Origin of the sequence: Klebsiella sp. K5-306, assembly GCF_051835185.1 — a bacterium.
Lineage (GTDB): Bacteria > Pseudomonadota > Gammaproteobacteria > Enterobacterales > Enterobacteriaceae > Klebsiella > Klebsiella oxytoca.
This window is the reverse complement of record NZ_JAIFJY010000026.1, coordinates 20,650-44,503: the sequence shown is the minus strand read 5'-3', so window position 1 is coordinate 44,503 and position 23,854 is coordinate 20,650. Positions and strand designations below refer to the sequence as shown.

Sequence of the window (23,854 nt, the reverse complement as noted above, 5' to 3'; positions counted from 1 at the left end):
TCACCGGGGCGCTTTTTTTTATTCGTACATTTCGGGTGAAGCCGTTTATTTAATGTACGACGGTCTGCGCACCGGCTGGTACGCGAACGTGCTTGTATTTAAACAGCGCGACGAAAGCAAACGCCAGAACCAGCGAATAGCCGGCGAAAATCAGCCATACGGTTTGCCAGTCGGTAATCCCTTCGACGGTAAAGTGCTCCACCACTTTGCCGCTCACCATCCCGCCAAGTATGCAGCCGAAACCGTTGGTCATCATCAGGAACATTCCCTGGGCGCTGGCGCGGATTTCCGGGCGAACCTCTTTTTCCACAAACACCGACCCCGAGATATTGAAGAAGTCGAAGGCGCAGCCATAAACGATCATCGACAGCACCAGCAGCACGGTGCCGAACGGAGTCGGGTCGCCGTAAGCGAACAGGCCGAAGCGCAGCATCCACGCCACGATACTAATCAGCATCACGTTCTTGATGCCGTAGCGGCTGAGGAAGAACGGGATGGTCAGAATGAACAGGGTTTCCGAGATCTGCGAAATCGACATCATCACCGAGGCGTGCTGCACGATAAAGCTGCTGGCGAACAGCGGATCTTTATCAAAGCTGTGCAGGAAGGTGTTGCCGAACATATTGGTGATTTGCAGTTCGGCGCCCAGCATCATCGAGAAAATAAAGAAGATCGCCATACGTTTGTTTTTAAACAGCGCGAAGGCATCAAGGCCCAGCATGGCGGTCCAGCTCTGGTTTTTCTGCTGATTGGCCACCGGAATATGCGGCAGCGTCAGAGTGAAGAGCACCAGCAGCAAGGAGAGCGCCGCGCCGATATAGAGCTGCATATGGCTCAGCTCAAAGCCGGAGAAGCTGACGCCCCACATGGCGAGGATAAAACCGATGGTGCCCCAGATGCGAATCGGCGGGAAATCGGTCACGATATCCATGTTCGCAGACTGCAGGCGGTAGTAGGAAATGGTGTTAATCAGCCCCAGCGTCGGCATATAGGCCAGCGAGTTAAGCAGGATGACGAGGAACATCTCGCCCGGCGTAGTGACCTGGGCGGCGAGCCACAGCGTCAGCGCGCCGACCAGATGGCAAATGGCGTAAACCCATTTGGCGCTGATCCATTTATCGGCAACGATACCAAGCAGCGTCGGCATAAATACCGCAGCGATACCGAGCGAGCTATAAACCGCTCCGATGGCCGCACCGTCAAACTTCAGGGTAACGAACATATATGAGCCGAGCGTGGTCAGCCAGCTTCCCCAGAGGCAGAACTGCAGGAACGACAGTATTTTGAGCTGCAGCTTAAGATTCATGTTTTGATCCTCACGGATATAGAATTGTTTTGTGTTTTAAATAACATTTGTAGCGTTATTTTGGTTGGATTCTATCATTCATGGGGTGGATACTTTTGTTAACTGCCGCAGAAAATCGCAAAACAGTTGCGCAACTCTATTGTGTATAGCAGAAGGAAGGCGCCCTTGAGGAAACAAGGGCGTTGGCAGAGGATTACTTGCGGCGGTAGCCTTTTTGCGCGGTGTTTACCTTGTAGAGATAACGGCGCGATTCGGCGGACGGGTGACGGCTGGTGATGGTCTGATAAACGTCGCCCGGCGTCATGTTATTGATGATATTCGCGGCCTGAATCTTATCGCTGGAGAAGACCCGCAGCACGCTGCCCGCGCCGCCGTTATAGGCGGTAATCACCGCATAGCGACGCGAGGTGGGGTTAGCAATACCGGCCAGATAGACGTTGTTCAGCATGGCCAGATAGGCGGTCCCGGTATCGATATTATTGGCCGGATCGAACAGATAGCTGCGGCTCGGCAGGCCGGATTTCCCCTGCGAGCGGAACACATCCTTCCCGGCACTGTGCTGCACCACCTGCATCAGCCCCAGCGCGTCGGCATGGCTGACTGCATAGGGGTTAAAGGACGATTCGGTTTGCATAATCGCCAGGATCAGCGACTCATCAACGCCATATTTGCGCGACGCCTGACGGACCATGCCAATGTATTTATGCGCACGTTTGTCGAGATGGTTCGGCACCAGGTTGATGGTGATGCTGTAGATCATGCGCGGACCGTTGCTGCGGCTTTTCAGACGCGTTTGCAGCAGGTAGTCCGCAAAGCGTGAGGCGCGCCACTCCCAGCGAATCGACTCACCGGTGTTATCCACGACCTGACCATACAGGAACGGTTCTTTTGAGATCTGAATGTCATCGACGTCGGAATAGAGGTCGATGGAGTTAGGGTCGTCGCCCATCAGCAGGGTTTTAATAATCGCCTGGCGCAGACGCCCGGCCGGGTCGGTGCCGGCGATGGTTTCGACGGTAATCGTCCCTGCGTCAAAGTTGATGTGGCTGCGGGTTTGATACTGGTCGGTGTATTTGACGTAGTCCTTCGGCCCGGCGAGCAGAACTTCGTTATAACCCCAAATGTTCTCGATGTTATGGGCGAACTGGCCCATCAGAATATCAAAGCCGTTGGTGTCCTTCACCCACGCCTCGTTATACTCGGCGCCTTTTTTGGTTGAGCTGGAACACGAAACGAGCAAAGGCGCAATCAGCGCTAGCGCTAAGTATTTTTTCATCATTCCGGGAGTGCGTGTTGTGTTTGTTGTGGTAAAGGGCCGTCAGGCCCTTACTGTTTTTCTGGCGGCGTATAGCCTTCGATGTGTACGTCTTTACCTTCAAACAGGAACTGAACCATCTCCTGCTCCAGCAGTTTGCGATGCTCGGGGTTCATCATGCTGAGTTTTTTCTCGTTGATCAGCATCGTCTGTTTATGCTGCCACTGGGCCCAGGCTTCTTTAGAGATTTCGTTATAGATACGTTTGCCCAGTTCGCCCGGATACAGCTGAAAATCCTGGCCATCGGCTTCACGCTGCAGGAAAGTACAAAAAATCGTTCTGCTCATTCTTAATCCTCTTTAATCGCCAGAAAGCTAAACCGGTGCTCCGGCTTTTAACTGTTGCAACAAGCGCTCCACGGGGGCCGCCAGACCGACGGACGGCGGCTGCGCTAAGTTATACCAGAGTGCGCCCCCTTCATCCATGCATGCGCCGGATGAGTGCACTGTAAGCCACATCGGCACAATATCCAGATGGAAATGGCTGAAAGTGTGGCGAAACGCGGTTAATTGCGTCAGATTATCGGCCTTAATCTGGCGCTGCGCCAGCCACTGCCGCAGCGCATCTTCATCTTCAAACTGCGGGAAGCAGAACAATCCGCCCCATAAACCCACCGGCGGGCGCTGGCAGAGAAATACCTCATCGCCGTGCTGCATCAGCAGGAAATAGCCGGTACGTTCCGGGATCGTCTGTTTCGGTTTTTTGCCTGGATATTGAGCCCATGAATGACTGGCGTAGGCCACGCAGCCGTTATTCAGCGGACAGAGCTCGCATTTGGGCTTAGAGCGGGTACACACCATCGCCCCGAGGTCCATCATGGCCTGGTTAAAACGCTCAACCCCTTTCGCTGGCGTCACGTCCTCACTAATATCCCACAGGCGTTTCTCAACCTCTTTTTTCCCCGGCCAACCGCTGACAGCATAGCAGCGCGCGAGCACGCGCTTCACGTTGCCGTCGAGAATCGGATAATGCTGACCGAGAGAAAGGGATAAAATCGCCCCGGCGGTGGAACGACCCACGCCCGGCAGCGCGGCGACTTCATCAAAAGTTTGCGGGAAGTTTCCGCCGTGCAGGGTGGCCACCTGCTGCGCCGCTTTATGCAGATTGCGCGCGCGGGCGTAATAGCCCAGCCCGGTCCACAGATGGAGGACTTCATCGAGTGGCGCATTGGCCAGATCGGTAATTGTTGGGAAACGCGCCATAAAGCGCTCAAAATAGGGGATGACCGTCGCCACCTGCGTTTGTTGCAACATCACCTCGGAGAGCCATACTTTGTAGGGCGTCTTGCCGATTTGCCAGGGCAGGGTTTTACGTCCGTATTTGTCGTACCAGTCCAGTACCTGGGCTGAAAATTGCGCGGCGAGAAAAGTCAAAGCTACGGCTCCGGGATAGCGATTATAAGGTGGCAGATTGCAGCACAAGGGCGAGAGGCTGTAAACCCTTGCATCCGCCGGGTAACTTTGGATAATGCCCGTTTTCCGAACACTCTCACAAGCAGACTTAACTTTTATGAAAAACGACGTCATATCTCCGGAATTCGATGAAAACGGCCGTCCGCTGCGCCGTATTCGCAGCTTCGTCCGTCGTCAGGGCCGCCTGACTAAAGGTCAGCAGCACGCGCTGGACACCATTTGGCCGGTGATGGGCGTTGAATTTAACGATGCGCCGCTCGATTTTGCCGCGCTGTTTGGCCGTGAAGCGCCCATCACGCTGGAGATTGGTTTTGGTATGGGCGCTTCGCTGGTGGCGATGGCGAAAGAGAAGCCGCAGCAGAATTTTCTCGGCATTGAAGTGCACTCTCCTGGCATCGGCGCCTGTCTGGCGTCTGCTGAAGAAGAGGGCGTGCAAAATCTGCGCGTTATGTGCCACGATGCGGTAGAAGTGCTGCACGCGATGATCCCCGATAACTCCCTGAGCATGGTGCAGCTGTTTTTCCCTGACCCGTGGCACAAAGCGCGTCATAATAAGCGCCGGATCGTTCAGCCGCCTTTTGCCGAACTGGTGAAAAGTAAACTGAAGCTGGGCGGCGTTTTCCATATGGCGACCGACTGGGAGCCCTATGCCGAGCATATGCTGGAAGTGATGTCCTCGCTTGAAGGATATCGCAACCGGTCAGAAAGCAACGACTATGTGCCGCGCCCGGAATCGCGCCCGGTAACCAAATTTGAACAGCGTGGCCATCGTCTTGGCCACGGCGTATGGGACTTAATGTTCGAGAGGGTGAAATAATGGCAACGAATCGTAGCCGTCGTCTGCGTAAAAAAATGCATATCGACGAATTTCAGGAAGTGGGTTTTTCCGTCGCGTGGCGTTTCGCGGAAGGAACCAGCGAAGAGCAGATCGACCAGACCGTTAACGATCTGATTGATGAGGTGATTGAGCCTAATAAGCTGGCCTTTGACGGCAGCGGCTATCTCTCCTGGGAAGGCCTGATCTGCCTGCAGGAAATCGGTAAATGCACCGAGGAGCACCAGGCCATTGTGCGTAAATGGCTGGAAGACCGCGGGCTGGCCGATGTACGCACCAGCGAACTTTTTGATATCTGGTGGGACTAAGTTTGACAAGGGTCGGCAACTGCCGGCCCGTTTTGTCTGAAGGGAGTTAAATGATGCGCAAAACGCTGTTAGCTGTGGCGCTTTCCGTCACCGCTTTGTCCGCGCATGCGGACTACCAGTGTAGCGTCACGCCGCGTGACGATGTCATCCTCAGCCCGCAGCAGGTGCAGGTGAAAGGCGAAAATGGCGATCTGGTGATTAAGCCGGACGGCAGCCTGAGCTTTAACGGGAAAGCGTATTCTCTGAACGCCGCTCAGCGCGAACAGGCTCAGGACTATCAGGCCAGCCTGCGCAGCAGCCTGCCGTGGATTGATGAAGGCGCACGCTCGCGGGTAGAAAAAGGCCGCGCCGCGCTGGATAAAATTATTACCGAACAGGTAGGGGCCAGCAGCAGCATGCATAGCCGCCTGACCAAGCTTGATGCGCAGCTGAAAGCGCAAATGAGCCGCATAATTGAACATCGTAACGATGGCCTGACGTTCCACTATAAAGCTATCGATCAGGTGCGCGCCGACGGCCAGCAGCTGGTAAACCAGGCGATGGGCGGCATCCTGCAGGACAGCATCAACGAGATGGGCGCGAAGGCGGTTCTCAAAGGCGGCGGTAACCCGCTGCAGGGGATCCTCGGCAGCCTTGGCGGCCTGCAAACCGCCATTCAGGATGAATGGAAAAATCAGGAAGCCGATTTCCAGCAGTTTGGTAAGGATGTCTGCAGCCGCGTGGTTTCCCTTGAGGATAGCCGCAAAGCGCTGGTGGGGTCGTTAAAGTAAGTTTTATTCCGCTACCTGCGTCCGCAGGTAGCAAAATCAGATTTCATTTATCCTGCCTGCGGTGGCGAACTCCTTATGATGCCTGCTGTATTCATAAAAGGAATTTGCTGATGAAATATGCATGGAAAACGCTCACCGTCCTGATGATCGCTTCCCCTTGTCACGTGCTGGCGGATGCCAACACGCCAACAGACGACGTGGTAAAACAGCAGTTTGCTGAACAGACTGGCGGGATTATGCGCTTGCAAAACGTGACGCTGAAGCAGCTCGACGTCAGGGGAAATCAGGCGACCTATATGCTGGAAGGCGATATGGCCGCCGCGGAAGATCTCTATATTCGCGTCGGCGCCGCGGGAGATTACTTTTTTTATGAGCGAGTCTGGACCAGGGGGCGGCCGGTAAAGTTCTCCGCCATGATGACCGCGGTAGGGACCAAAGACTCCGGCTGGCAGACCGAATTCTTTTCGCTGCAGATGGCGGCGAAGAGGGGCGGGAGAACCTTTAAGGAAATCGGAGGGGATGAAAGTAAAACCCTGATCGTCAATGACCACAAGTTTATGGCGCAATTTGCCAAAATTGACGCCAGCTTTGCCGCCAGCAAAGCCACGATGAAGACGCTGCAAGGGCAACAGGATGCGCTGAAAACCGAGATCGCCGCGTTAGAGAAGCAGATTAACCGTTCATGGGGTACGGATGCGAACGGCAAGCCGCTCGATCGCAGCGACGTGCAGCAGGCGATGCTGGAAAAAATGTATGAAGTAGACCGGCAAAACGATCCGCTGAAGTTCGAGAATCATTACTACAAAACTCTCTATGAACCCGCACTGGCCGCCTGTCAGAAAAAAGCGGTTTGCGATGCCGCGCCGCTGCGCGCCGAGCGCGATGCCGTGTTGAATGAGCAGAAGCGTAACTATTATCGCCAGCATAAAGAGATGAGTGAAAATATCAAAGCGGAGATGGCCGCGCGCGATAAAAAGATAGCGCCGCTGCAGAAGCAAAAAGGCGAACTGAGCACGCAGCTGATGGCGCTGGAGATCCGCTACCGGGAGTTGGCTCTCGACGAAAAATACTGGCAGGAGGGGCTGGAGAAGATGCGCCGCAACGGGGTTCTAAAGTAGCCGGGTCAGGTTCGGAATGGCCCGGCTGCGCCTGGCGCGTATGAGCTTGTCGGATGACAGAATATTTTGCTATTGAAGCTTTTGTCGGCCGGGCACGGCGCTAGAGCCGTCGCCCGGCAGAAGCGTTAGCTCAAGGTCTAACGCCCATTCTTCCTCAGGAATGCGTCCCCTCCTTTCCAGGGCAATAACGCTACATCAGCCCTAGCAGCTGCGGAATAAACAGCGAAATCTGCGGGATATAGACAATCATCATCAGCGCGATCAGCAGGGCGGCGTAGAACGGCAGCAGCGGTTTGATCAACTGCTGAATTTTGACGCCAGAAATAGAACAGCCAACGAACAGTGCGCTGCCAACCGGTGGGGTGAGCAGCCCGATACACAGATTGGCGACCATCATAATACCGAAGTGCACCGGATCCATCCCCAGGTCCTGCGCGATTGGCAGGAATATCGGCGTGAAAATCAGCACCGCCGGGGTCATATCCATAAAGATCCCGACGATTAACAGCACGATATTTATCAGCAGCAGAATCACCACCGGGTTTTCAGAAACGCCCATTAGCGCGTCGCTTATCATGTAGGGAATGTCGGCGTTGGTCATCGCCCACGACATGCCCACGGAAAAGCCAATCAGCAGCAGCACAATAGAGGTCATGACTACCGATTCCAGTATCAGCTTCGGCAAATCGCGCCACTTCACTTCCCGATATATCAGTACCGACAGGATAAAGGTGTAGACCACGGCGATGGCAGAGGCTTCCGTCGCGGTAAAAATGCCGCCAAGGATCCCGCCCATCACAATGATGACCAGCAGCAGGCTGGGCAGAGCATCGAAAAACGCTTTTGCCGCCTGGGCGCAGGTCGGACGCTCGGAAACCGGATAGCCGCGACGTTTAGCAATGACGGCACAGACCACCATAATAGCCAGGCCCATCAGGATGCCCGGCAAATAGCCGGCCATAAACAGCGAGGCCACCGAGACGCCGCCTGCGGTCAGGGAAAAGACGATCAGTACGTTTGACGGCGGAATAAGCAGACCCGTGATGCAGGATGAGACGTTCACCGCCGTAGAGAAGGCCGGATCGTAGCCTTTCTGCGTCTGTATGGGGTTGAGCGTGCCGCCGACCGCGGCGGCGGCGGCGACCGCTGAGCCTGAAATCGAGCCGAACATCATATTGGCCAGCACGTTGACGTGGCCCAGAGAGCCCGGCACGCGTCCGACCATCACCTGGGCCAGATTGATTAAACGTATGGCAATCCCGCCGCTGTTCATCAGGGTTCCGGCAAAGATAAAGAATGGAATCGCCAGCAGCGCGAAGTTATCGAGGCCGTTTGCCAGGCGCTGAGAAACGGTAATCACTGCGATATCCCAGGGGAACATCAGCAGCATCGAACCGACGGTAGCGATGCCAATGGAGAAGGAGATAGGTACGCCAATAAAAACCAGAATAAAGAAAGAGCCAAATAGCATCAGTGCGATATAGCTGTCCATCAATTTGCCCCCGCTGCAGAGTGCTTCATGTTTTTCAGTCCGGTGCTGATAAAACACAACGCGTAGAACATCATAATGATCCCGGTTAGCGGCAGGATCAGATACACGTAGCCCATGGGGATTTGCATCGCCGCTGAGACCTGGGACGTCGATAGCGTTTTCTCAATCAGCTTCACGCCGCCGGTCACAATTACTGAACCAGCAAAAATAAAGATCAGCAGATTAATAATGACGCTGAGAAGCGCCTGCCTGCGAGGAGGGAGCGTCATCGCCAGTAAATCGATAGCCAGATGACGCTGGGCGCCGACGGTATATGCCGCACCCAGCAGCCCGACCCAAATCATTAAAAAGCGCGCCAGTTCGTCGGTCAGGGTGCTTGGCTGGTTTAGCACGTAGCGGCTAAATACCTGCCAGACGACGCAGATCACCAGCGCAATCATAACGGCGACGGAGAATGCGGCGATCGTGCGGTCCACCGCCAGCTTTATGCGGTTAAGTATCATCTTTGAGTTCCCGGTGAAAGGGGCCAGCGGCTGGCCCGCTAAGTGTTATTCAGCAGCAGCTTCAAATTTGGCCAGCAGAGCCGCCTGCTTCGGATCTTTTTTGAAGTCATCAAAGAGCGGTTGAACGGCGGCGCGGAACGGTGCTTTATCAACTTTGATAATTTCGCCGCCCATGGCTTTGGCCTGCGCGCGGGTGTCGGCGTCAATTTTGTCCCACAGTTTTTGCTGATAGGCCTCTGAGGCTTTCGCCGCCTCGTTCAGGATTTGCTGCTGCTCCGGCGTCAGCTTGTCCCAGGTTTTGCTGGAGATAACGAGGAAATCCGGGATGGAGGCATGTTCATCTTCTGAGAAAACCTTAGCGATTTCGATATGGCGCGTTTGCACCCAGGAAGGTACGTTATTTTCCGCGCCGTCCACTACGCCCTGCTGCATCGCGGTATAGACTTCACCAAACGAAATTGGCGTTGGCGAACCGCCCATTAATTCGATCATTTTCAACGTGGTCGGACTGGCCTGGACGCGGATTTTCAGCCCTTTTAAATCTTCCGGTTTAGTAATGGGTTTTTTAGCATAAAAACTTCGGGTCCCGGCAACATAAGCGGAAAGGGCAAAGAATCCTTTATCTTTCGTGGACTCCATTATTTCTTTACCCACTTCACCGAAGACGACTTTATTGAAGTGATTCTGATCCTTGAACAGGAACGGTAAATTATATATCGCGTAGACGTTATCAAATGACTCCAGGTCGCTGGCGGAACCTTTCGTCATATCCAGTGCGCCGTTTTGTAATAACTCCATCGTTTCACGCGCGCTGCCCATCTGGCTACTCGGGTAAATGCGAATTTTCATATTGCCGTTGGAAAGTTGGTTAACCTCTTTCGCCATCTGCTCAAACGCCTGATGAACAACGTGGCTGCGTTCAAGGTTATGTGCCAGTTTTAACGTAACTTTTTCAGCTGCGCTGGCGCCCGCTGAGAGCAGGGCAAGCAAAGAAACACACACCAGAGAACGAGAAAACGAGAGTTTTTTCATGAGTCGGCTCCATGCACTTAGGTTAATTGGTCAATATCTAAAGAGTCATTCTTTGTTTCTGTATGACATATTATCCTGGTTGTCGTACACCTTTAAGCTGTCTGACTCACACTTTTTCCCAATGAGACGATGAAATGCGTATTTTTGTGCGTTAGGTTATATTTATTTTCTATAAATGAATGTGAATTAATTTTTATTAAGAATGCTGAACTGAGATTCTTCGGGAATTACGATATTAATATTTCGGGAAAAACGAATAATTAATTATCCCGCTATTTATATAACGGGATAATCAGGGAGAGGTTTATTCGCTGAGGAATAATTCGAGAAGGGAGTTCAAAAATAGCTTGCCGTGCTCGGTAATCTGCCAGCAGCCTTCATCTTCCGTCAGGTAGCCCTGGGCAATAGCGGCATCGATTTGCGGGCGGATCGTCCGCTCGTCGAGGCCGGTAAAGCGGCTGAATTCATCCCGTGGCGCCGCTTCGAGCAGGCGGAAACGGTTCATAAAGAACTCAAACGGTTTATCTGCGTTCTCAACATCATGCTGGCGCTCCAGGTAACGGCCTTCCATATAGCCGCGCGGGTGGCGGGTTTTCGCCGTCCGCAGAATGCGTCCGTCCGCAAACGTCACTTTACCGTGCGCGCCGCAGCCAATGCCCAAGTAGTCGCCAAAGCGCCAGTAGTTCAGATTATGCTGGCACTGATATCCCGGTTTTGCATAGGCGGAAGTTTCATATTGCCGGTAGCCCGCGGCGCTAAGCAGGCTATGCCCCTGCTCATAAATATCCCACAGCGCATCGTCGTCAGGCAGGACCGGCGGTCGCGAACCAAACAGGGTATTTGGTTCAATGGTCAACTGATACCAGGAGAGATGCGGCGGATTGAGCGCAATCGCCTGGCGCAGGTCGTCCAGCGCCTCTTCCAGAGACTGGTCCGGCAGACCATGCATTAAATCGAGGTTAAAGCTGCGCAGTCCCAGACCGCTTGCCAGGTTTGCCGCGCGTTTGGCTTCCTGTGGCCCATGAATGCGCCCCAGACGCTGCAGCTTTTGCTCGCTAAAGCTCTGTACGCCGATGGATATGCGATTAATGCCGGCGCGCTGATACTCCACGAAGCGATCCGCTTCCACGGTGCCGGGGTTGGCTTCCATCGTGATTTCGGCTCCGGCCGCCAGCGGAAGAGCCGCGCGTACGCCATCGAGTAGGGTTTGCATCGCCGGGCCGGAGAGCAGGCTCGGCGTACCGCCGCCAATAAAAATCGTCCCGATTTCACGTCCCTGCGCATAGTGGGCGTCGGCGCGCAGATCGTTCAGCAGATGCTGGACATAGTCATCATGCGGCACTTCGCCCTTCAACGCATGCGAGTTGAAATCGCAGTACGGGCATTTCTGCACGCACCACGGGATGTGAATGTAGAGGCTCAGGGGCGGCAAATTAGCCATTACGTAAGGCTTCCAGTAACAGTTTCAGCGCTCGTCCGCGGTGGGAAATGGCGCTCTTCTCTTCACGGCTCAGCTCCGCTGCGGTTTTACCTTCCGTCGGAACAAAGAAAATCGGATCGTAACCAAAGCCGCCGCTGCCGGCGGCCTGGCGAGCGATGATGCCTGGCCAACTGCCGTGGCACACCAGCGGCGTGGGATCTTCCGCATGGCGCAGATAGACCAGCACGCAGTGGAACTGCGCCTGGCGCTTATCGTCCGGCACGTCGCGTAGCGCGTCGAGCAGTTTTTCCAGATTGCGCTGGTCGGTCGCATCTTCACCGGAATAGCGGGCAGAATAGATGCCAGGCGCGCCGCCTAACGCATCGACGGCCAGACCTGAGTCATCGGCGATAGCCGGAAGGCCGGTAATCTGCGCGGCGTGGCGCGCTTTAAGAATGGCGTTTTCGATAAACGTGAGGCCGGTTTCCTCTGCGGAATCCACGCCCAGTTCGGTTTGCGCCACGATATCGAGGCCAAAATCTGCCAGCAGCGAGGCCAGCTCGCGCACTTTACCGGGATTGCCGGTGGCGAGAACAACTTTTTGCATAAGAGATCCTGTCTATTCTGTCAGCGCAGCGACCCCGTCGGGGATCTGCTGCGGATGAATGATTTTTATCTGTTTGTGGCGACCCAGTTCGCCCTTCTCAATAAGCACCTGGCTTTTTGCTACGCGAAACTGTTTGGCAAGAAATTTTACCAGATGGGCGTTGGCCTGGCCGTCAACGGGTGGCGCGGTAATGGCGACTTTGAGCTCGTCGCCATGTAAACCAACGATGCTGTCGCGGCTGGCCTTAGGCTGAATATACAGCCTTAAGACCAGACCGTCAGCGCAGGCCTGGACAGCACTCATAGCGCCATCCACAGCCCCGGAAGCAGAACGTTACCGGTAGCCTGCAACAGTTCGGCGATACCCATATTGATCACGTACAGCAGCAGAACCAGCACCATCGGCGAGAAATCAATTCCGCCCATTGAGGGCAGCAGCCTGCGGATAGGGCGCAGCAGCGGGTCTGCCAGCTGCATCAGAACATATTCCACCGGGCTACGGCCCTGGCTTACCCAGCTCATGATCGCCATTAACAGAAGAACCCAGAAGATCAGCGAGCCGACGGTTTTGATAAGGATCAGCAGCGCGGAGATCCAGATAATCGGCTGGAAGGTGACGACCATAAACAGGACGATAGCTTTCACGACGCAGAGAATAAAGGCGACCAGCAGGGAGGCGCTGTCGAGCGGCCCCATCGCCGGGATAATGCGGCGCAGCGGCCCAACGACAGGCTGCGTAGCCTTGACCACGAACTGCGAAAACGGGTTATAAAAGTCGCAGCGCGCCCACTGCATCCAGACGCGTAACAACACGACCATTGTATAAAGCTCAATGACCGTTGAGAGCAGGAAAGTCAACGTCTTCATGGCGTTCCTCAGATTCCTTATTTTTTGCTGTAGTCGCGCGCGCCGAAAATTGCGGTTCCGATGCGCACCATAGTGCTTCCCGCCGCGATGGCGGCTTCCATATCATCCGACATTCCCAGCGACAACGTATCGACGGTAGGGTAGTGCGTTTTTAGCCGCGCAAATGCTACCGCCATTTGTTGGGCGACGGCAAACTGCCTTACATATTCTGACTCAGGCGCGGGGATGGCCATTAAACCGCGCAGCTGCAGATTCGGCAATTTAGCGATCTCTGCCGCCAGCGCGTCCAGCTCTGCAGGCGGAATACCCGACTTGCTCTGCTCATCGCTAATGTTGATTTGAATCAGCACGTTGAGCGGCGGCAGGTGGGCAGGGCGCTGTTCACTGAGGCGAGCGGCGATTTTGAGTCGATCGACGGTATGACACCAGTCAAAATGTTCGGCCACGAGGCGGCTTTTGTTGGACTGCAGCGGACCAATAAAGTGCCACTGCAGCCCGCTTGCCCCGGTCTCCTGAAAGTAGCGGATTTTTTCCACCCCTTCCTGAACATAGTTTTCGCCAAACGCGACCTGGCCTGCGGCCATCGCTTCTTCGATAGCGCTCGCAGGTTTCGTTTTACTGACTGCAAGCAGCGTAACTTCTTCTGGAGCACGGCCGCAGCGTGCGGCAGCGGCTGAGATTTTGTCCCGGACCTGTGCCAGGTTATGCGCAATATCGTTCATATACCGAGGATGAGTTATGGAACTGGAAGAAATAGTGGCCCTTAGTGTAAAGCATAACGTCTCCGATCTACACCTGTGCAATGCTTCAGCGCCGCGCTGGCGTCGCCAGGGAACGCTGGAGCCTGCGCCTTTTACCTCCCCTGATATCAGCAAAATACTCCATGACTGGCTCAACGCCGAGCAGCTCGCGCAGTGGCAGGCCAGCGGGCAGGTCGATTTCGCTTTAGCGCCGGCTGGCGGGCCACGCCTTCGCGCCAGCGCATTTGCCCACAGCCGCGGCCTGTCGCTGGCGCTGCGTTTGCTGGCGGAAACCTGCCCGCAGCTGGAGGCGCTCGGTGTACCAGCCGCCTTAAGCGAGCTGCTCAATGAGGAGAGCGGGCTTATCCTCGTCACGGGCGCCACCGGCAGCGGGAAATCAACTACCCTGGCGGCGATGGTGGGCTATCTTAATCAGCGCCTCAATGGTCATATCCTGACGCTGGAAGATCCGGTCGAATTTATTCACCACAGCGAGCGTTGCCTGATCCAGCAGCGGGAAATCGGCCGCCACTGCCCCTCCTTTGCCGCGGCGTTACGCGCTGCGCTGCGCCAGGATCCGGACGTCATTCTGTTAGGGGAACTGCGCGATAGCGAAACTATCCGCCTGGCACTTACGGCGGCGGAGACCGGACATCTGGTTATGGCGACGCTGCATACGCGCGGCGCGGCGCAGGCGGTTGAAAGGCTGGTGGATGTTTTTCCCGCCCAGGAGAAAGAGCAGGTTCGCAGCCAGCTGGCGGGAAGTTTGTGCGCGGTACTGGCACAAAAATTGTTTCCGGATGCTGCAGGCGGCAGAGTTGCGCTATACGAGCTTTTAGTTAATACCCCAGCAGTGGCGAATTTGATCCGGGAGGGAAAAACGCATCAGCTGCCCGGCGTGATGCAAACCGGGCAGCAATCTGGCATGCAAACATTTACGCAAAGCTTTCAGCAACGTACGGCAGCGGGTCTTTTATAGCTGCATTTTTTATATTCAGACATCTTACCAATGGCTTGTTATGATAATGTTTTATTAATGTTCGGTATTATTATTTTATATTACAAAGAACCATATGGAATTAAGCCGAATAATGTAGGCTATGAAAAACGAATTGACATAAACCTCCCATAACCAGGAAAAAAGTTTGATAATCTTTTGACTCTCTCAAGGTATTCGATTTATGCTGTTTACAGGGATAGGAAAATTCCCATGGAATATTGTTTCAAAGTGTAAATTTGGTTTTTATTTATAAATACACCGGCGATAGTATTCTTGTTAATTCATTTAACCGCTATGAAGGCGGGTATCAACTAAGGAGAGTTTTAAGTGATTAATTTTTCTGAGGATTCAGTTCTTTCTCATCAGGTTACCTTTATTACTCACCCCTCAATTCAAAGCAAGGCATTTGCAACCTGGCTGGCTGACAGGTTATCTGCTACAGTGATCCTGCAAAATATTAACAAACCCCTCGCGCAACGACTTATGAAAGATTCTGTAATATTATTTGATATTGCGGTTTCAAATAAAAAGTTGAATAGCGTGTGGCGTGATATTATTCGCCTGCAGGTAGATAACCCCCGTTTATTGATTATCAACAGCGCACAAAAGTATGAGCTCTACGAAATGGCACAGTGGCCAGCGCTTTATGGCGTTTTCCGTCACGACGATGATGAATTGCGCTTAATTGAGGGCGTTAAAGCTGTGCTTAACGGCGAACAGACGGCTGAATTGAGCGTAATGCACCCGGCTATGTACGCAGCGGATCATCAATCGGCGCCTGTGGAAAGTTCGCCGCTGACCGAGCGCGAATGTGAAATCCTTAATGAACTTCGCTGCGGGGCGACCAATATGGATATTGCTCGCGCGCTGTTTATCAGCGAAAACACGGTGCGTACCCATCTGTACAACGTGTTCCGTAAGCTAAGCGTGAAGAACCGAACCCAGGCGGTCAGCTGGGCGAATGAGCATCTGCGTCACTAAAAACTGAATCAGGATGATGGCGCCTGTCGCTGCGATGTGGCGCCAGCATTCAGGATCAGAAACCCTGCTCGAAGTAGCTTTCCAGAATAATGACAGCGGACGCTGAATCAATGCTGCCTTTATTGAGCGCACGGAATCCACCGTGTTCAAATAACCCGGCTCTGGCTTCCACCGTGCTCAGACGCTCATCGTGCAGGATTATCTGCACGCCGAAACGGCCATGGATTTTATTCGCGAAGTTGCGCGCGCGCGCGGTCAGAGGTTGCTCCGTACCGTCCATATTCAGCGGCAGGCCGACAACCACCTTTTCGGGCTGCCACTCTTTGAGCAGCTTCTCGATAATATTCCAGTCAGGTTTGCCGTCCTGCGCCTTCAATGCGGGCAGGGGGCGGGCAGTGCCGGTGATGCGCTGCCCTACGGCGACGCCGATGCTTTTGGTACCAAAATCAAAGCCTAAAAACGTTCCGCTCATCAGGCATGCCCCGCTGCGGCCGGCATGGTGACGATATCGATGCCGATCAGCTTCGCAGCCTCGCGCCAGCGGTCGGCTATTGGCGTATTGAACAAAATGTTCCGATCCGCCGGTGCGGTGAGCCAGGCGTTATCCAGTATCTCTTGCTCCAGCTGACCTTTCTCCCAGGAGGCATAGCCCAGCGCAACCAGCACGTTGTCCGGCTGTTTATCCGTGCCCAGCGTTTCGAGCACGTCGCGGGAGGTGGTGATCACCGTATTATCGGAAATACGAATGCTGGAAGAAAAGTCAGAGGGCGGCGAGTGCAGTATAAAACCCCGGTCCTCGGCCAGCGGGCCGCCAACCATCACCGGTTTATCCAGGCGGATCTCGGGATTGCGCGGCTCAGGCGTGATTTTTAACTTCTCCAGGATTCCTTCAACCTGCAGATTTTCCATCGGCTTATTGATGATGATGCCCATGGCGCCGTCATCGTTATACTCGCAGATATAGACTACGGAGCGACGGAACATCGGGTCCTGGAGAGCAGGCATGGCAATCAGAAAGTGATGCTGTAAATTCATTGTCAGAGGTTCTGTTCCTGGTTCAAAAAAGCAGCACCCAGTATGCGGGTAAAGCAAGAGAGTGTCGATTCACTTTATCTTGCAGGCGTCACGGCCATTGCCTGTCTGAGCCTGAAAGTGAATCACTGAAGCGAGCTTCAGGCTACAGGCGTTGGCCCATAGCCTGAATGAGCGCGTTATTTATTGAGGCGCTTTTCGATGGCGTCCATCAGCATCCCGGTGATGGAAATCGGGAAGGCGGCTTCGATTTCACGTACGCAGGTTGGGCTGGTGACGTTAATTTCCGTCAGGCGATCGCCGATGATATCCAGGCCGACGAAGATTAAGCCTTTGGCCTTCAGCGTCGGGCCTACGCGGCGGGCGATAGCCCAGTCGCTTTCGGTCAGGGGGCGCGCTTCGCCACGGCCGCCGGCGGCGAGGTTGCCGCGAGTTTCGCCACCCTGCGGAATACGGGCCAGGCAGTAAGGAACCGGCTCGCCGTCCACGACCAGTACGCGCTTATCGCCGTCTTTAATGGCCGGCAGATAGTTCTGCGCCATGCAGTAGCGGCTGCCCAGCTCGGTCAGGGTCTCGGTAATCACGCCGAGGTTAGGGTCACCCTCTTTCACGCGGAAAATGGAGGTACCGCCCATGCCGTCCAGCGGCTTGAGGATGACATCGCCGTGCTTTTCCCAGAAGGCTTTCAGCTGAGCTTTATTGCGGGTGACCAGCGTTTCCGGCGTCAGCTCGGAGAACCAGGCGGTAAACAGCTTTTCGTTACAGTCGCGCAGGCTCTGCGGCTTATTGACGATAAGCGTGCCTTTCTCTTCGGCGCGTTCGAGGATGTAGGTCGCATAGATAAACTCGGTATCAAACGGCGGATCTTTACGCATCAGAATGACGTCCAGGTCCGCCAGAGGCAGATCCTGCTCGCCGTTGAACTCGTACCATTTGTCGTAGTTCTGCTCGACGCTCAGCTTGCGCGTACGGGCGCGGGCTTCACCGTTGATTAAGTACAGATCGTTCATCTCCATATAGTGGAGTTCATAGCCGCGACGCTGCCCTTCCAGCAACATAGCGAAGCTGGTGTCTTTCTTGATGTTGATGGTTGCGATGGGGTCCATCACGATGCCGAGCTTAATCATTGTTCTTCTCCGTTAACGCTTCAACCTAAGTCGCCAAAACGCACCTGCAGGGCGGTAATGGCAGTGAGCGCAGTTGTCTCTGTACGCAGAACGCGCGGTCCCAACAGGATATCAGTAAACTGGTAGCGAGCGGTCATCGCTATCTCTTCTGCCGAAAGCCCGCCTTCCGGACCGATCAGCAGTCGGATACGTTCGACCGGCAGCGGCAGCGTATTGATGCTGGCGCTGGCGCGAGGGTGTAAATTGAGCTTCAGGCCCTCGTCCTGCTCCGCGCACCAGGCTTCGAGCTGCATTGCCGGGCGGATCTCCGGCACCACGTTGCGGCCGCTTTGCTCGCAGGCGGCAATGGCGATTTTCTGCCACTGCTGAATCTTCTTGTGCAAACGTTCGGCGTCCAGTTTAACGCCACAGCGTTCGGAAAACAGTGGCGTTATGAGGCTTACGCCAAGTTCGATCGATTTCTGGATGGTGAATTCCATTTTTTCGCCGCGTGACATCACCTGGCCTAAATGGATATGCAGAGGGGATTCGCGGTTATCGATTTTGCCGCTCTGTACTTCAACCAGCACATGTTTCTTACCTGCCTCGACAATGACCGCCTCGAAGACCTGATTGCTGCCGTCAAAAAGCTCGATTGCCTGGCCTTTACCCATCCGTAAAACGCGACCGACATGGTTGGCCGCGTCGTCGGAGAGGGCTATCTGGCTACCCGTGGTGATGCGTTCCGGGTGATGGATGCGAGGGATGCGCATGCTTGATATTCCGTTCTTCGCGCAGATATTGTCTTCCCTAATTAAAGAGGGAAGCGTGAAGCTGCAAATTAACAATTGCCGCTAGTGTAGGTTAGCTCTTTTGCGCCTGGCAAGCCTGCAGGACGTAAGGATTATGGTTGCCCTGAACTTTTGCAATACGCGCGTCGCGTTCGCATTCCCAGCGTGTTACCGGGTACAGCTTATTCCAGGCGGTAAACAGCTGGGTTTGCTGGCGGGAAAGATTGAGCTGGTAGCGGTCGCGCATATAGAAGTAGGTGCGGGCAATCGCGCCCCGGGCGCGAGCCGGCGGCTCGGCAACTTTATCTTTAAAATCAACCTTCATCGCGCACTGGCCGTACTGGCCTTCGCCACCGTTCCACTGGCTGTACATAAAGTTGGCGCGATCGCCGTTGACCTCGCCAACCGCCGGCTGCAGGTTATGCATGTCGCTTTCCATCTTGCGATAGACCGGATCTTTGGCGCAGTTTTTCCGCCCGCCGTCCTGCCAGCATTGAAGCTGGTGACCAAACTGCCAGGCCGGAACCACGTGTTCCCACTCTACCCGGCTGGCGCGGTTCTCATTTTTACGCACTTTATAGCCGCATGATTCCAGATCGATAACGCCCTTTTTCCCCTGCCAGTTGATTTTACAGCCGCAGTAGAAATCGCCGGGGACGTCGGCGTTGACCTTGACGCCAGCGGCTTTGGCCTGAGAAAAACTGTTGATTCCCTCCGCAGCAAGCGGGGCACACGCCGCCGCGCTAAGAAACGCGGCAGCAAAAATATAAATACGGGACATCGTTAACTCCGTGTCAAAACGAGCCCGCAACGTAACGAATGTGATTGCCTGATGCAATCAGTCAGATCAGAAAATTTCCAGTTATTTCCGGAGATTACTTTTCCGCCACCAGCACGTCGCCGCAGCGCACGCAGCGATAGGTGGCCTCACCGCGCATCACGCGATTGTGGCGGCGAACGGTAAGCTGATGCTGCTGACACTGGCAGCGGTAGGGGAAGGTATTTTTACGGACAGAATCGAGTTCGAAACGATGAGTACGCAGCGCCGGTACGCCCAGTACGCTCTCCATCATCCATTTCCACTCTTTTCCGTGCGGCGCCACGCGGCCAAAGTGTTTCCATACCAGCAGATGGGCCAGCTCGTGCGGCACGACTTCGTCGATAAAAGCCTGCTGGTTTTCCAGCAGCAGCACCGGGTTAAGGCGAATTTCGTTTTTCTCCAGCCAGGCGGTACCGGCGGAGGTTCCCCGCTGCTGATAAACCAGCACCGGTTCAGGGTAATGTCGTCCCAGCTTGAGGTTCGCTTTGGCAAGATTCTCCCGCAGGCTGCGCATAACGGCCTGTTGAAGGGCAATGGGAATTCGGGGTGTTTTCATAGCGCCAGAGGATAGTGCGGCGGGATGAGGAGAGCAAGAAGAAGCTTCCTCCCGGAGGGGAGGAAGCGTGTATCGTACTAGTCGCGCGCGCCGATTTCGCGCAGTTTACGGCCTTTCATCAGATTACGTTCAATATGTTCCAGCGAAACGTTTTTGGTTTCCGGGATCAACCACAGAGTCAGGAAGATGAACAGGATGTTAAGGCCGCCATAGACCCAGAAGGTGTTGGCGCTGCCCAGCGAGTTCAGCATCGTCAGGAAGGTCGCGCCGACGATCATGTTGGCAATCCAGTTGGTCGCCGTTGAGCAGGTGATACCGAAATCACGCCCTTTCAGCGGCTGGATTTCGGAGCACAGCACCCAAATCAGCGGGCCGGCGCTCATCGCAAAACCCACGATGAACATCAGCAGCATCAGGACGGCAAAGTACTGCGCCGTGGCGGAGTGGATGCCGATATGCATCATGCTGCCCAGCACGCCCATGCCGAGTGCCATGACGATAAAGCCGAGGATCAGCGTCGGTTTACGGCCCCAGCGGTCAACCAGTCCGATGGCGATAAAGGTCGCCAGAACGTTGGTCAGACCGACGATGACGGTCCCCCACATCTGTTCGGTGGTGTTGGCATAGCCCGCCAGTTCAAAAATCTTCGGCGCGTAGTACATGATGACGTTCATACCGGTGAACTGTTGCATCACCTGCAGCAGGACGCCGAGGAATACCGCGCGGCGGAAGTTGCTGTTTTCTTTGAACAGCGACCAGCCGGACTGTTTTACCTTCAGGCTTTCGCGGATCTCATCCAGCTCGCGTTTCGCTTCAGCGCTGGTGTCGCGCAGGCGCAGCAGAACGCGTTCGGCATCGACAAAGCGGCGCTTAGCGGCAAACCAGCGCGGGCTGTCCGGCAGGAAAACTACACCAATCAGCAGCAGCACCGCCGGGATAATGATCACCCCGAGCATCCAGCGCCAGGCGCCGCTGTAGCTGAAAGCGGTATCCGAAAGATACGCCCCGAGAATACCAATGGTGATCATCAGCTGGTACATCGAAATCATGCTGCCGCGAATTTTTTCCGGCGCAATTTCCGACAAATATAGCGGGGCCGTGTAGGAAGCGACGCCAACGGCGAGGCCGAGCAGCACGCGGGAAATGAGCAGGACTTCCACATTCGGGGCGGCGGCGGAGAACAGGGAACCGGCAACGAACAGGATGGCGCCAATCATCAGGCTTTTTTTACGCCCGAGTTTGAAGGAGAGCCAGCCGCTGCCGACCGCGCCGACCGCGGCGCCGAACATCATGGAGCTTACTACCCATTCCTGCGTATGAGCGCTTATCTGGAACTCGTTGGCAATAAAGGGTAAGGCACCCGCAATAACACCAATATCCAGGCCAAATAGCAGGCCTGCCAGTGCGGCGAGGAAGCAGACAAAGAACGTCATCGTCTTGTTTGAACGCCCTTGTTTTTTGTTGTCAGGCATAACGCCCTCCGGTTGAGTTATTGATTCTGTCGAGGCATAGGGTAGGTAAATGCGTAGTAAAAAAATGTGATAATAATCACGCTGGTGTAATCGGTTACACTATCGTAAAGAAAAGTAATCACATTTAATTTATTTAAATCAGCATTTTAATAAAGTTTAGCTCAAGAAATTTAAAGCGCTAATCAGAGTTTGCTGAAATATTGTGTAACAAAGCCAAGGGTTATTACATTTTTCGCGCACGTCGGGGAAAAGGATGTTGCACATGGGATGTAATCGCTTCCATAGGAAGCTTTGCAAAGGGCTGGATGCAGAGGCTGCGGTTATACGGTTGAAAATAAAAAGGCCAGCGCGAGGCTGGCCTTAAGAGCGAGAAGAGCAGGGGCTTATTTCAGGCCGGCCGCTTCGCGCAGCTGAGCTGCTTTGTCGGTTTTTTCCCAAGGGAAATGTTCGCGACCAAAGTGACCGTAAGCCGCCGTCTCTTTGTAGATCGGGTGCAGCAGGTCAAGCATCTGGATCAGGCCATACGGACGCAGGTCGAAGAACTCACGAACCAGTAGCGTCAGCTGCTCGGACGGTACTTTTTCGGTACCGAAGGTTTCAACCATAATCGAGGTCGGCTCTGCGACGCCGATGGCGTAGGAAACCTGAATTTCGCAACGATCGGCCAGACCGGCGGCAACAATGTTTTTCGCCACATAGCGCGCCGCGTAGGCCGCAGAACGGTCGACTTTAGACGGATCTTTACCGGAGAACGCGCCGCCGCCGTGGCGAGCCATGCCGCCGTAGGTATCAACGATGATTTTACGCCCGGTCAGGCCGCAGTCGCCCATCGGGCCGCCGATAACAAAACGGCCGGTTGGGTTGATAAAGAATTTGGTCGCGCTGTTCAGCCACTCGGTCGGCAGCACCGGTTTGATGATCTCTTCCATTACCGCTTCCTGCAGCGATTTCTGATCGATGCTTTCGGCGTGCTGTGTGGAGAGAACGACCGCATCAATACCGACAACTTTGCCGTCGTCGTACTGGAACGTCACCTGGCTTTTTGCGTCCGGGCGCAACCACGGCAGGGTGCCGTTTTTGCGTACTTCAGCCTGACGCTGCACCAGACGGTGAGCGTAGGTGATCGGCGCAGGCATCAGCACATCGGTTTCGTTAGTCGCATAGCCAAACATCAGGCCCTGGTCGCCCGCGCCCTGCTCCAGCGGATCGGCGCGGTCAACGCCCTGGTTGATGTCCGGAGACTGTTTACCGATAGCGCTCAGCACCGCGCAGGAGTTGGCGTCAAAGCCCATATCGGAATGCACGTAGCCAATTTCACGGACCGTATTGCGGGTGATCTCTTCGATATCAACCCAGGCGCTGGTAGTGATTTCGCCACCCACCAGAACCATGCCGGTTTTGACGTAGGTTTCACATGCTACGCGCGCTTTTGGATCCTGTTCAAGGATCGCATCCAGCACGGCGTCGGAGATTTGGTCAGCAATTTTGTCGGGATGCCCTTCGGATACGGACTCTGACGTAAAGAGGTGTTTTGCCATGTTTTATTTCACCTGTGGACGATTCGGGTAGCTCATACTGTTGTGTAGAATGGCTTTGACGGATGACTCTACCAAAGCTTGCAGGTAGTGACACGAGCAGTCTGAGTGTTAATCAGTATAGATGGATTAACTTCTGGACGGCTATTTTAGGGCAGTTCTTGACCCCATTTCCAGCCTTTTTTGATATTCGTCGCATTTATAGAAAAAGGGCGGTGGCAATTTTTCCTGACAATGCCCGGCAACGCGCATATTTTTATTTTGCTTTTTACCCCGCTTATCGGTATAAAACGCCGCGCGCGGCTCATTAAAACAGCGCACGAGCACTCACCTCGTGACGCCACTTCCAGCCGGGTTAAGCAGTCTGTATTGACAGAGTCCCGCAGCGGCGTTTTTGCTGGCTGTCCGGAACCTATAGCTTTGGCTTGTCGCTGGCCCGTACCGGGGCAGTGTGGAGGTGATACCAGATAATGAACCCACGTTTTTCGCCTGACTCGTCGCGTCGTTCCGTCGCGCGTCACTATTCCTCAATCCGCATCTCTCTCATGCAAACCAGCCGATGTTCTACCCATCTCGGCGCTTCTCAGGATTCCAGGGCCGGCAGGCTACAGGAAAACTGAACAAGGGCGCTCTTGCGATAGCAAGGGTTTTCTCGTGGTTTCTCCGGACTGTCATACTCCGTTCGGGTACGTGTTTTACGATGATATGAATAAGAAACCGGTCGCTCAGCCGCAAGTCCAGCACTATCTACTGGGATTTCGGACTGTTTATGGGTTGTTATCGCTTCTTCGGATTGCGATAGTAGTCAACTGTTTTACACTTGTTACTAAAATTTGA

General features: G+C 54.5%; 28 protein-coding genes. 8 read left to right on the top strand and 20 right to left on the bottom strand.

Going from position 1 to position 23,854, the window contains the following annotated elements; genetic code table 11:
• Window positions 1–49 precede the first annotated feature (49 nt).
• From K2184_RS26770 to mutY, 4 genes are all read right to left on the bottom strand, one after another.
• Complete coding sequence (locus K2184_RS26770) at window positions 50–1,306, bottom strand: nucleoside permease (RefSeq protein ID WP_016807921.1); 1,257 nt, start codon at window positions 1,304–1,306, stop codon at window positions 50–52.
• Between the two features lie 193 nt (window positions 1,307–1,499).
• A complete protein-coding gene (mltC, locus tag K2184_RS26765) occupies window positions 1,500–2,585 on the bottom strand; it encodes a membrane-bound lytic murein transglycosylase MltC (RefSeq protein ID WP_004105745.1) in 1,086 nt (361 codons plus the stop codon).
• A 47-nt stretch (window positions 2,586–2,632) separates the two neighbouring features.
• Window positions 2,633–2,908: an oxidative damage protection protein gene (locus K2184_RS26760; RefSeq protein ID WP_004105744.1), complete on the bottom strand. Its 276-nt coding sequence runs from the start codon at window positions 2,906–2,908 to the stop codon at window positions 2,633–2,635.
• A 27-nt stretch (window positions 2,909–2,935) separates the two neighbouring features.
• The gene (gene mutY / locus K2184_RS26755; protein WP_004105734.1) at window positions 2,936–3,994 is read right to left on the bottom strand and encodes an A/G-specific adenine glycosylase; all 1,059 of its coding nucleotides are present in this window, start codon (window positions 3,992–3,994) and stop codon (window positions 2,936–2,938) included.
• Window positions 3,995–4,130: 136 nt separating this feature from the next.
• Here mutY and trmB point away from each other — a divergent pair, with 136 nt between their 5' ends.
• The 4 genes from trmB (at window position 4,131) to K2184_RS26735 (ending at window position 7,064) form a co-directional block, all read left to right on the top strand.
• On the top strand, window positions 4,131–4,850 hold the full coding sequence (gene trmB / locus K2184_RS26750; RefSeq protein WP_163525789.1) for a tRNA (guanosine(46)-N7)-methyltransferase TrmB: 720 nt from the start codon (window positions 4,131–4,133) through the stop codon (window positions 4,848–4,850).
• Window positions 4,850–5,176 carry a YggL family protein gene (locus K2184_RS26745; RefSeq protein ID WP_004105731.1) on the top strand — a complete coding sequence of 109 codons (327 nt, stop codon included), beginning with the start codon at window positions 4,850–4,852 and terminating at the stop codon, window positions 5,174–5,176. Before trmB ends, K2184_RS26745 begins: the two co-directional genes overlap by 1 nt.
• 50 nt (window positions 5,177–5,226) lie before the next feature.
• Window positions 5,227–5,946: a DUF2884 domain-containing protein gene (locus tag K2184_RS26740; protein WP_017145429.1), complete on the top strand. Its 720-nt coding sequence runs from the start codon at window positions 5,227–5,229 to the stop codon at window positions 5,944–5,946.
• Between the two features lie 110 nt (window positions 5,947–6,056).
• Entirely contained in the window at window positions 6,057–7,064 is a 1,008-nt protein-coding gene (locus tag K2184_RS26735) for a DUF1202 family protein (RefSeq protein WP_163525790.1), read from the top strand.
• 190 nt (window positions 7,065–7,254) lie between these two features.
• Here the strand turns inward: K2184_RS26735 and K2184_RS26730 are convergent, their stop codons facing one another.
• The 8 genes from K2184_RS26730 to K2184_RS26695 all read right to left on the bottom strand — a co-directional run bounded on the left by K2184_RS26730 (window position 7,255) and on the right by K2184_RS26695 (window position 13,706).
• Complete coding sequence (locus K2184_RS26730; RefSeq protein WP_004105725.1) at window positions 7,255–8,556, bottom strand: TRAP transporter large permease; 1,302 nt, start codon at window positions 8,554–8,556, stop codon at window positions 7,255–7,257.
• On the bottom strand, window positions 8,556–9,059 hold the full coding sequence (locus K2184_RS26725) for a TRAP transporter small permease (RefSeq protein WP_064406947.1): 504 nt from the start codon (window positions 9,057–9,059) through the stop codon (window positions 8,556–8,558). Before K2184_RS26725 ends, K2184_RS26730 begins: the two co-directional genes overlap by 1 nt.
• Window positions 9,060–9,104: 45 nt before the next feature.
• The gene (locus K2184_RS26720) at window positions 9,105–10,091 is read right to left on the bottom strand and encodes a TRAP transporter substrate-binding protein (protein WP_004115390.1); all 987 of its coding nucleotides are present in this window, start codon (window positions 10,089–10,091) and stop codon (window positions 9,105–9,107) included.
• Window positions 10,092–10,395: 304 nt separating this feature from the next.
• Complete coding sequence (gene hemW / locus K2184_RS26715; RefSeq protein WP_004105720.1) at window positions 10,396–11,532, bottom strand: radical SAM family heme chaperone HemW; 1,137 nt, start codon at window positions 11,530–11,532, stop codon at window positions 10,396–10,398.
• Entirely contained in the window at window positions 11,525–12,118 is a 594-nt protein-coding gene (locus tag K2184_RS26710) for an XTP/dITP diphosphatase (protein ID WP_004105717.1), read from the bottom strand. Before K2184_RS26710 ends, hemW begins: the two co-directional genes overlap by 8 nt.
• Window positions 12,119–12,130: 12 nt before the next feature.
• Window positions 12,131–12,421, bottom strand: a complete 291-nt coding sequence (yggU, locus tag K2184_RS26705) for a DUF167 family protein YggU (RefSeq protein WP_004105716.1) — start codon at window positions 12,419–12,421, stop codon at window positions 12,131–12,133.
• The gene (locus tag K2184_RS26700) at window positions 12,418–12,984 is read right to left on the bottom strand and encodes a YggT family protein (RefSeq protein ID WP_004105714.1); all 567 of its coding nucleotides are present in this window, start codon (window positions 12,982–12,984) and stop codon (window positions 12,418–12,420) included. The genes yggU and K2184_RS26700 overlap by 4 nt, the downstream gene beginning before the upstream one ends.
• Window positions 12,985–13,001: 17 nt before the next feature.
• Window positions 13,002–13,706 (bottom strand): YggS family pyridoxal phosphate-dependent enzyme, encoded by a 705-nt coding sequence (locus K2184_RS26695; RefSeq protein WP_004115386.1) that lies wholly within the window; start codon window positions 13,704–13,706, stop codon window positions 13,002–13,004.
• A 16-nt stretch (window positions 13,707–13,722) separates the two neighbouring features.
• On the opposite strand from K2184_RS26695, the gene K2184_RS26690 reads away from it, so the two are divergent.
• On the top strand, window positions 13,723–14,703 hold the full coding sequence (locus K2184_RS26690) for a type IV pilus twitching motility protein PilT (RefSeq protein ID WP_163525791.1): 981 nt from the start codon (window positions 13,723–13,725) through the stop codon (window positions 14,701–14,703).
• A gap of 348 nt (window positions 14,704–15,051) precedes the next feature.
• Complete coding sequence (locus tag K2184_RS26685; protein WP_163525792.1) at window positions 15,052–15,705, top strand: LuxR C-terminal-related transcriptional regulator; 654 nt, start codon at window positions 15,052–15,054, stop codon at window positions 15,703–15,705.
• Window positions 15,706–15,760: 55 nt separating this feature from the next.
• On the opposite strand, the gene ruvX is transcribed toward K2184_RS26685, so the two are convergent.
• From ruvX to metK, 8 genes are all read right to left on the bottom strand, one after another.
• Window positions 15,761–16,177: a Holliday junction resolvase RuvX gene (gene ruvX / locus K2184_RS26680; RefSeq protein WP_004105707.1), complete on the bottom strand. Its 417-nt coding sequence runs from the start codon at window positions 16,175–16,177 to the stop codon at window positions 15,761–15,763.
• A complete protein-coding gene (locus K2184_RS26675; protein ID WP_004105705.1) occupies window positions 16,177–16,740 on the bottom strand; it encodes a YqgE/AlgH family protein in 564 nt (187 codons plus the stop codon). The genes ruvX and K2184_RS26675 overlap by 1 nt, the downstream gene beginning before the upstream one ends.
• 176 nt (window positions 16,741–16,916) lie before the next feature.
• Entirely contained in the window at window positions 16,917–17,864 is a 948-nt protein-coding gene (gshB, locus tag K2184_RS26670) for a glutathione synthase (protein ID WP_004105704.1), read from the bottom strand.
• A 20-nt stretch (window positions 17,865–17,884) separates the two neighbouring features.
• Window positions 17,885–18,616, bottom strand: a complete 732-nt coding sequence (rsmE, locus tag K2184_RS26665) for a 16S rRNA (uracil(1498)-N(3))-methyltransferase (RefSeq protein ID WP_004115377.1) — start codon at window positions 18,614–18,616, stop codon at window positions 17,885–17,887.
• Between the two features lie 91 nt (window positions 18,617–18,707).
• Window positions 18,708–19,415 (bottom strand): deoxyribonuclease I, encoded by a 708-nt coding sequence (gene endA / locus K2184_RS26660; protein WP_004115375.1) that lies wholly within the window; start codon window positions 19,413–19,415, stop codon window positions 18,708–18,710.
• 94 nt (window positions 19,416–19,509) lie between these two features.
• Window positions 19,510–20,010, bottom strand: coding sequence for a SprT family zinc-dependent metalloprotease (locus K2184_RS26655; protein ID WP_024274713.1), 501 nt, complete (start codon window positions 20,008–20,010; stop codon window positions 19,510–19,512).
• Window positions 20,011–20,087: 77 nt separating this feature from the next.
• Window positions 20,088–21,482 carry a sugar porter family MFS transporter gene (locus K2184_RS26650; protein WP_004105696.1) on the bottom strand — a complete coding sequence of 465 codons (1,395 nt, stop codon included), beginning with the start codon at window positions 21,480–21,482 and terminating at the stop codon, window positions 20,088–20,090.
• 383 nt (window positions 21,483–21,865) lie between these two features.
• The gene (metK, locus tag K2184_RS26645; protein WP_004115371.1) at window positions 21,866–23,020 is read right to left on the bottom strand and encodes a methionine adenosyltransferase; all 1,155 of its coding nucleotides are present in this window, start codon (window positions 23,018–23,020) and stop codon (window positions 21,866–21,868) included.
• Window positions 23,021–23,487: 467 nt separating this feature from the next.
• On the opposite strand from metK, the gene K2184_RS26640 reads away from it, so the two are divergent.
• Window positions 23,488–23,637, top strand: a complete 150-nt coding sequence (locus K2184_RS26640; protein ID WP_418268721.1) for a hypothetical protein — start codon at window positions 23,488–23,490, stop codon at window positions 23,635–23,637.
• Between the two features lie 85 nt (window positions 23,638–23,722).
• A complete protein-coding gene (gene yqgB, locus K2184_RS26635) occupies window positions 23,723–23,854 on the top strand; it encodes an acid stress response protein YqgB (RefSeq protein WP_127472328.1) in 132 nt (43 codons plus the stop codon).

Bases quoted from the DNA above. Each gene is read 5' to 3' on its own strand.
- K2184_RS26770 (WP_016807921.1), bottom strand. From the start codon at position 1,306: ATGAATCTTAAGCTGCAGCTCAAAATACTGTCGTTCCTGCAGTTCTGC.
- mltC (WP_004105745.1), bottom strand. From the start codon at position 2,585: ATGATGAAAAAATACTTAGCGCTAGCGCTGATTGCGCCTTTGCTCGTT.
- K2184_RS26760 (WP_004105744.1), bottom strand. From the start codon at position 2,908: ATGAGCAGAACGATTTTTTGTACTTTCCTGCAGCGTGAAGCCGATGGC.
- trmB (WP_163525789.1), top strand. From the start codon at position 4,131: ATGAAAAACGACGTCATATCTCCGGAATTCGATGAAAACGGCCGTCCG.
- K2184_RS26745 (WP_004105731.1), top strand. From the start codon at position 4,850: ATGGCAACGAATCGTAGCCGTCGTCTGCGTAAAAAAATGCATATCGAC.
- K2184_RS26740 (WP_017145429.1), top strand. From the start codon at position 5,227: ATGATGCGCAAAACGCTGTTAGCTGTGGCGCTTTCCGTCACCGCTTTG.
- K2184_RS26735 (WP_163525790.1), top strand. From the start codon at position 6,057: ATGAAATATGCATGGAAAACGCTCACCGTCCTGATGATCGCTTCCCCT.
- K2184_RS26730 (WP_004105725.1), bottom strand. From the start codon at position 8,556: ATGGACAGCTATATCGCACTGATGCTATTTGGCTCTTTCTTTATTCTG.
- K2184_RS26725 (WP_064406947.1), bottom strand. From the start codon at position 9,059: ATGATACTTAACCGCATAAAGCTGGCGGTGGACCGCACGATCGCCGCA.
- K2184_RS26720 (WP_004115390.1), bottom strand. From the start codon at position 10,091: ATGAAAAAACTCTCGTTTTCTCGTTCTCTGGTGTGTGTTTCTTTGCTT.
- hemW (WP_004105720.1), bottom strand. From the start codon at position 11,532: ATGGCTAATTTGCCGCCCCTGAGCCTCTACATTCACATCCCGTGGTGC.
- K2184_RS26710 (WP_004105717.1), bottom strand. From the start codon at position 12,118: ATGCAAAAAGTTGTTCTCGCCACCGGCAATCCCGGTAAAGTGCGCGAG.
- yggU (WP_004105716.1), bottom strand. From the start codon at position 12,421: ATGAGTGCTGTCCAGGCCTGCGCTGACGGTCTGGTCTTAAGGCTGTAT.
- K2184_RS26700 (WP_004105714.1), bottom strand. From the start codon at position 12,984: ATGAAGACGTTGACTTTCCTGCTCTCAACGGTCATTGAGCTTTATACA.
- K2184_RS26695 (WP_004115386.1), bottom strand. From the start codon at position 13,706: ATGAACGATATTGCGCATAACCTGGCACAGGTCCGGGACAAAATCTCA.
- K2184_RS26690 (WP_163525791.1), top strand. From the start codon at position 13,723: ATGGAACTGGAAGAAATAGTGGCCCTTAGTGTAAAGCATAACGTCTCC.
- ruvX (WP_004105707.1), bottom strand. From the start codon at position 16,177: ATGAGCGGAACGTTTTTAGGCTTTGATTTTGGTACCAAAAGCATCGGC.
- K2184_RS26675 (WP_004105705.1), bottom strand. From the start codon at position 16,740: ATGAATTTACAGCATCACTTTCTGATTGCCATGCCTGCTCTCCAGGAC.
- gshB (WP_004105704.1), bottom strand. From the start codon at position 17,864: ATGATTAAGCTCGGCATCGTGATGGACCCCATCGCAACCATCAACATC.
- rsmE (WP_004115377.1), bottom strand. From the start codon at position 18,616: ATGCGCATCCCTCGCATCCATCACCCGGAACGCATCACCACGGGTAGC.
- endA (WP_004115375.1), bottom strand. From the start codon at position 19,415: ATGTCCCGTATTTATATTTTTGCTGCCGCGTTTCTTAGCGCGGCGGCG.
- K2184_RS26655 (WP_024274713.1), bottom strand. From the start codon at position 20,010: ATGAAAACACCCCGAATTCCCATTGCCCTTCAACAGGCCGTTATGCGC.
- K2184_RS26650 (WP_004105696.1), bottom strand. From the start codon at position 21,482: ATGCCTGACAACAAAAAACAAGGGCGTTCAAACAAGACGATGACGTTC.
- metK (WP_004115371.1), bottom strand. From the start codon at position 23,020: ATGGCAAAACACCTCTTTACGTCAGAGTCCGTATCCGAAGGGCATCCC.
- K2184_RS26640 (WP_418268721.1), top strand. From the start codon at position 23,488: ATGAACCCACGTTTTTCGCCTGACTCGTCGCGTCGTTCCGTCGCGCGT.
- yqgB (WP_127472328.1), top strand. From the start codon at position 23,723: ATGAATAAGAAACCGGTCGCTCAGCCGCAAGTCCAGCACTATCTACTG.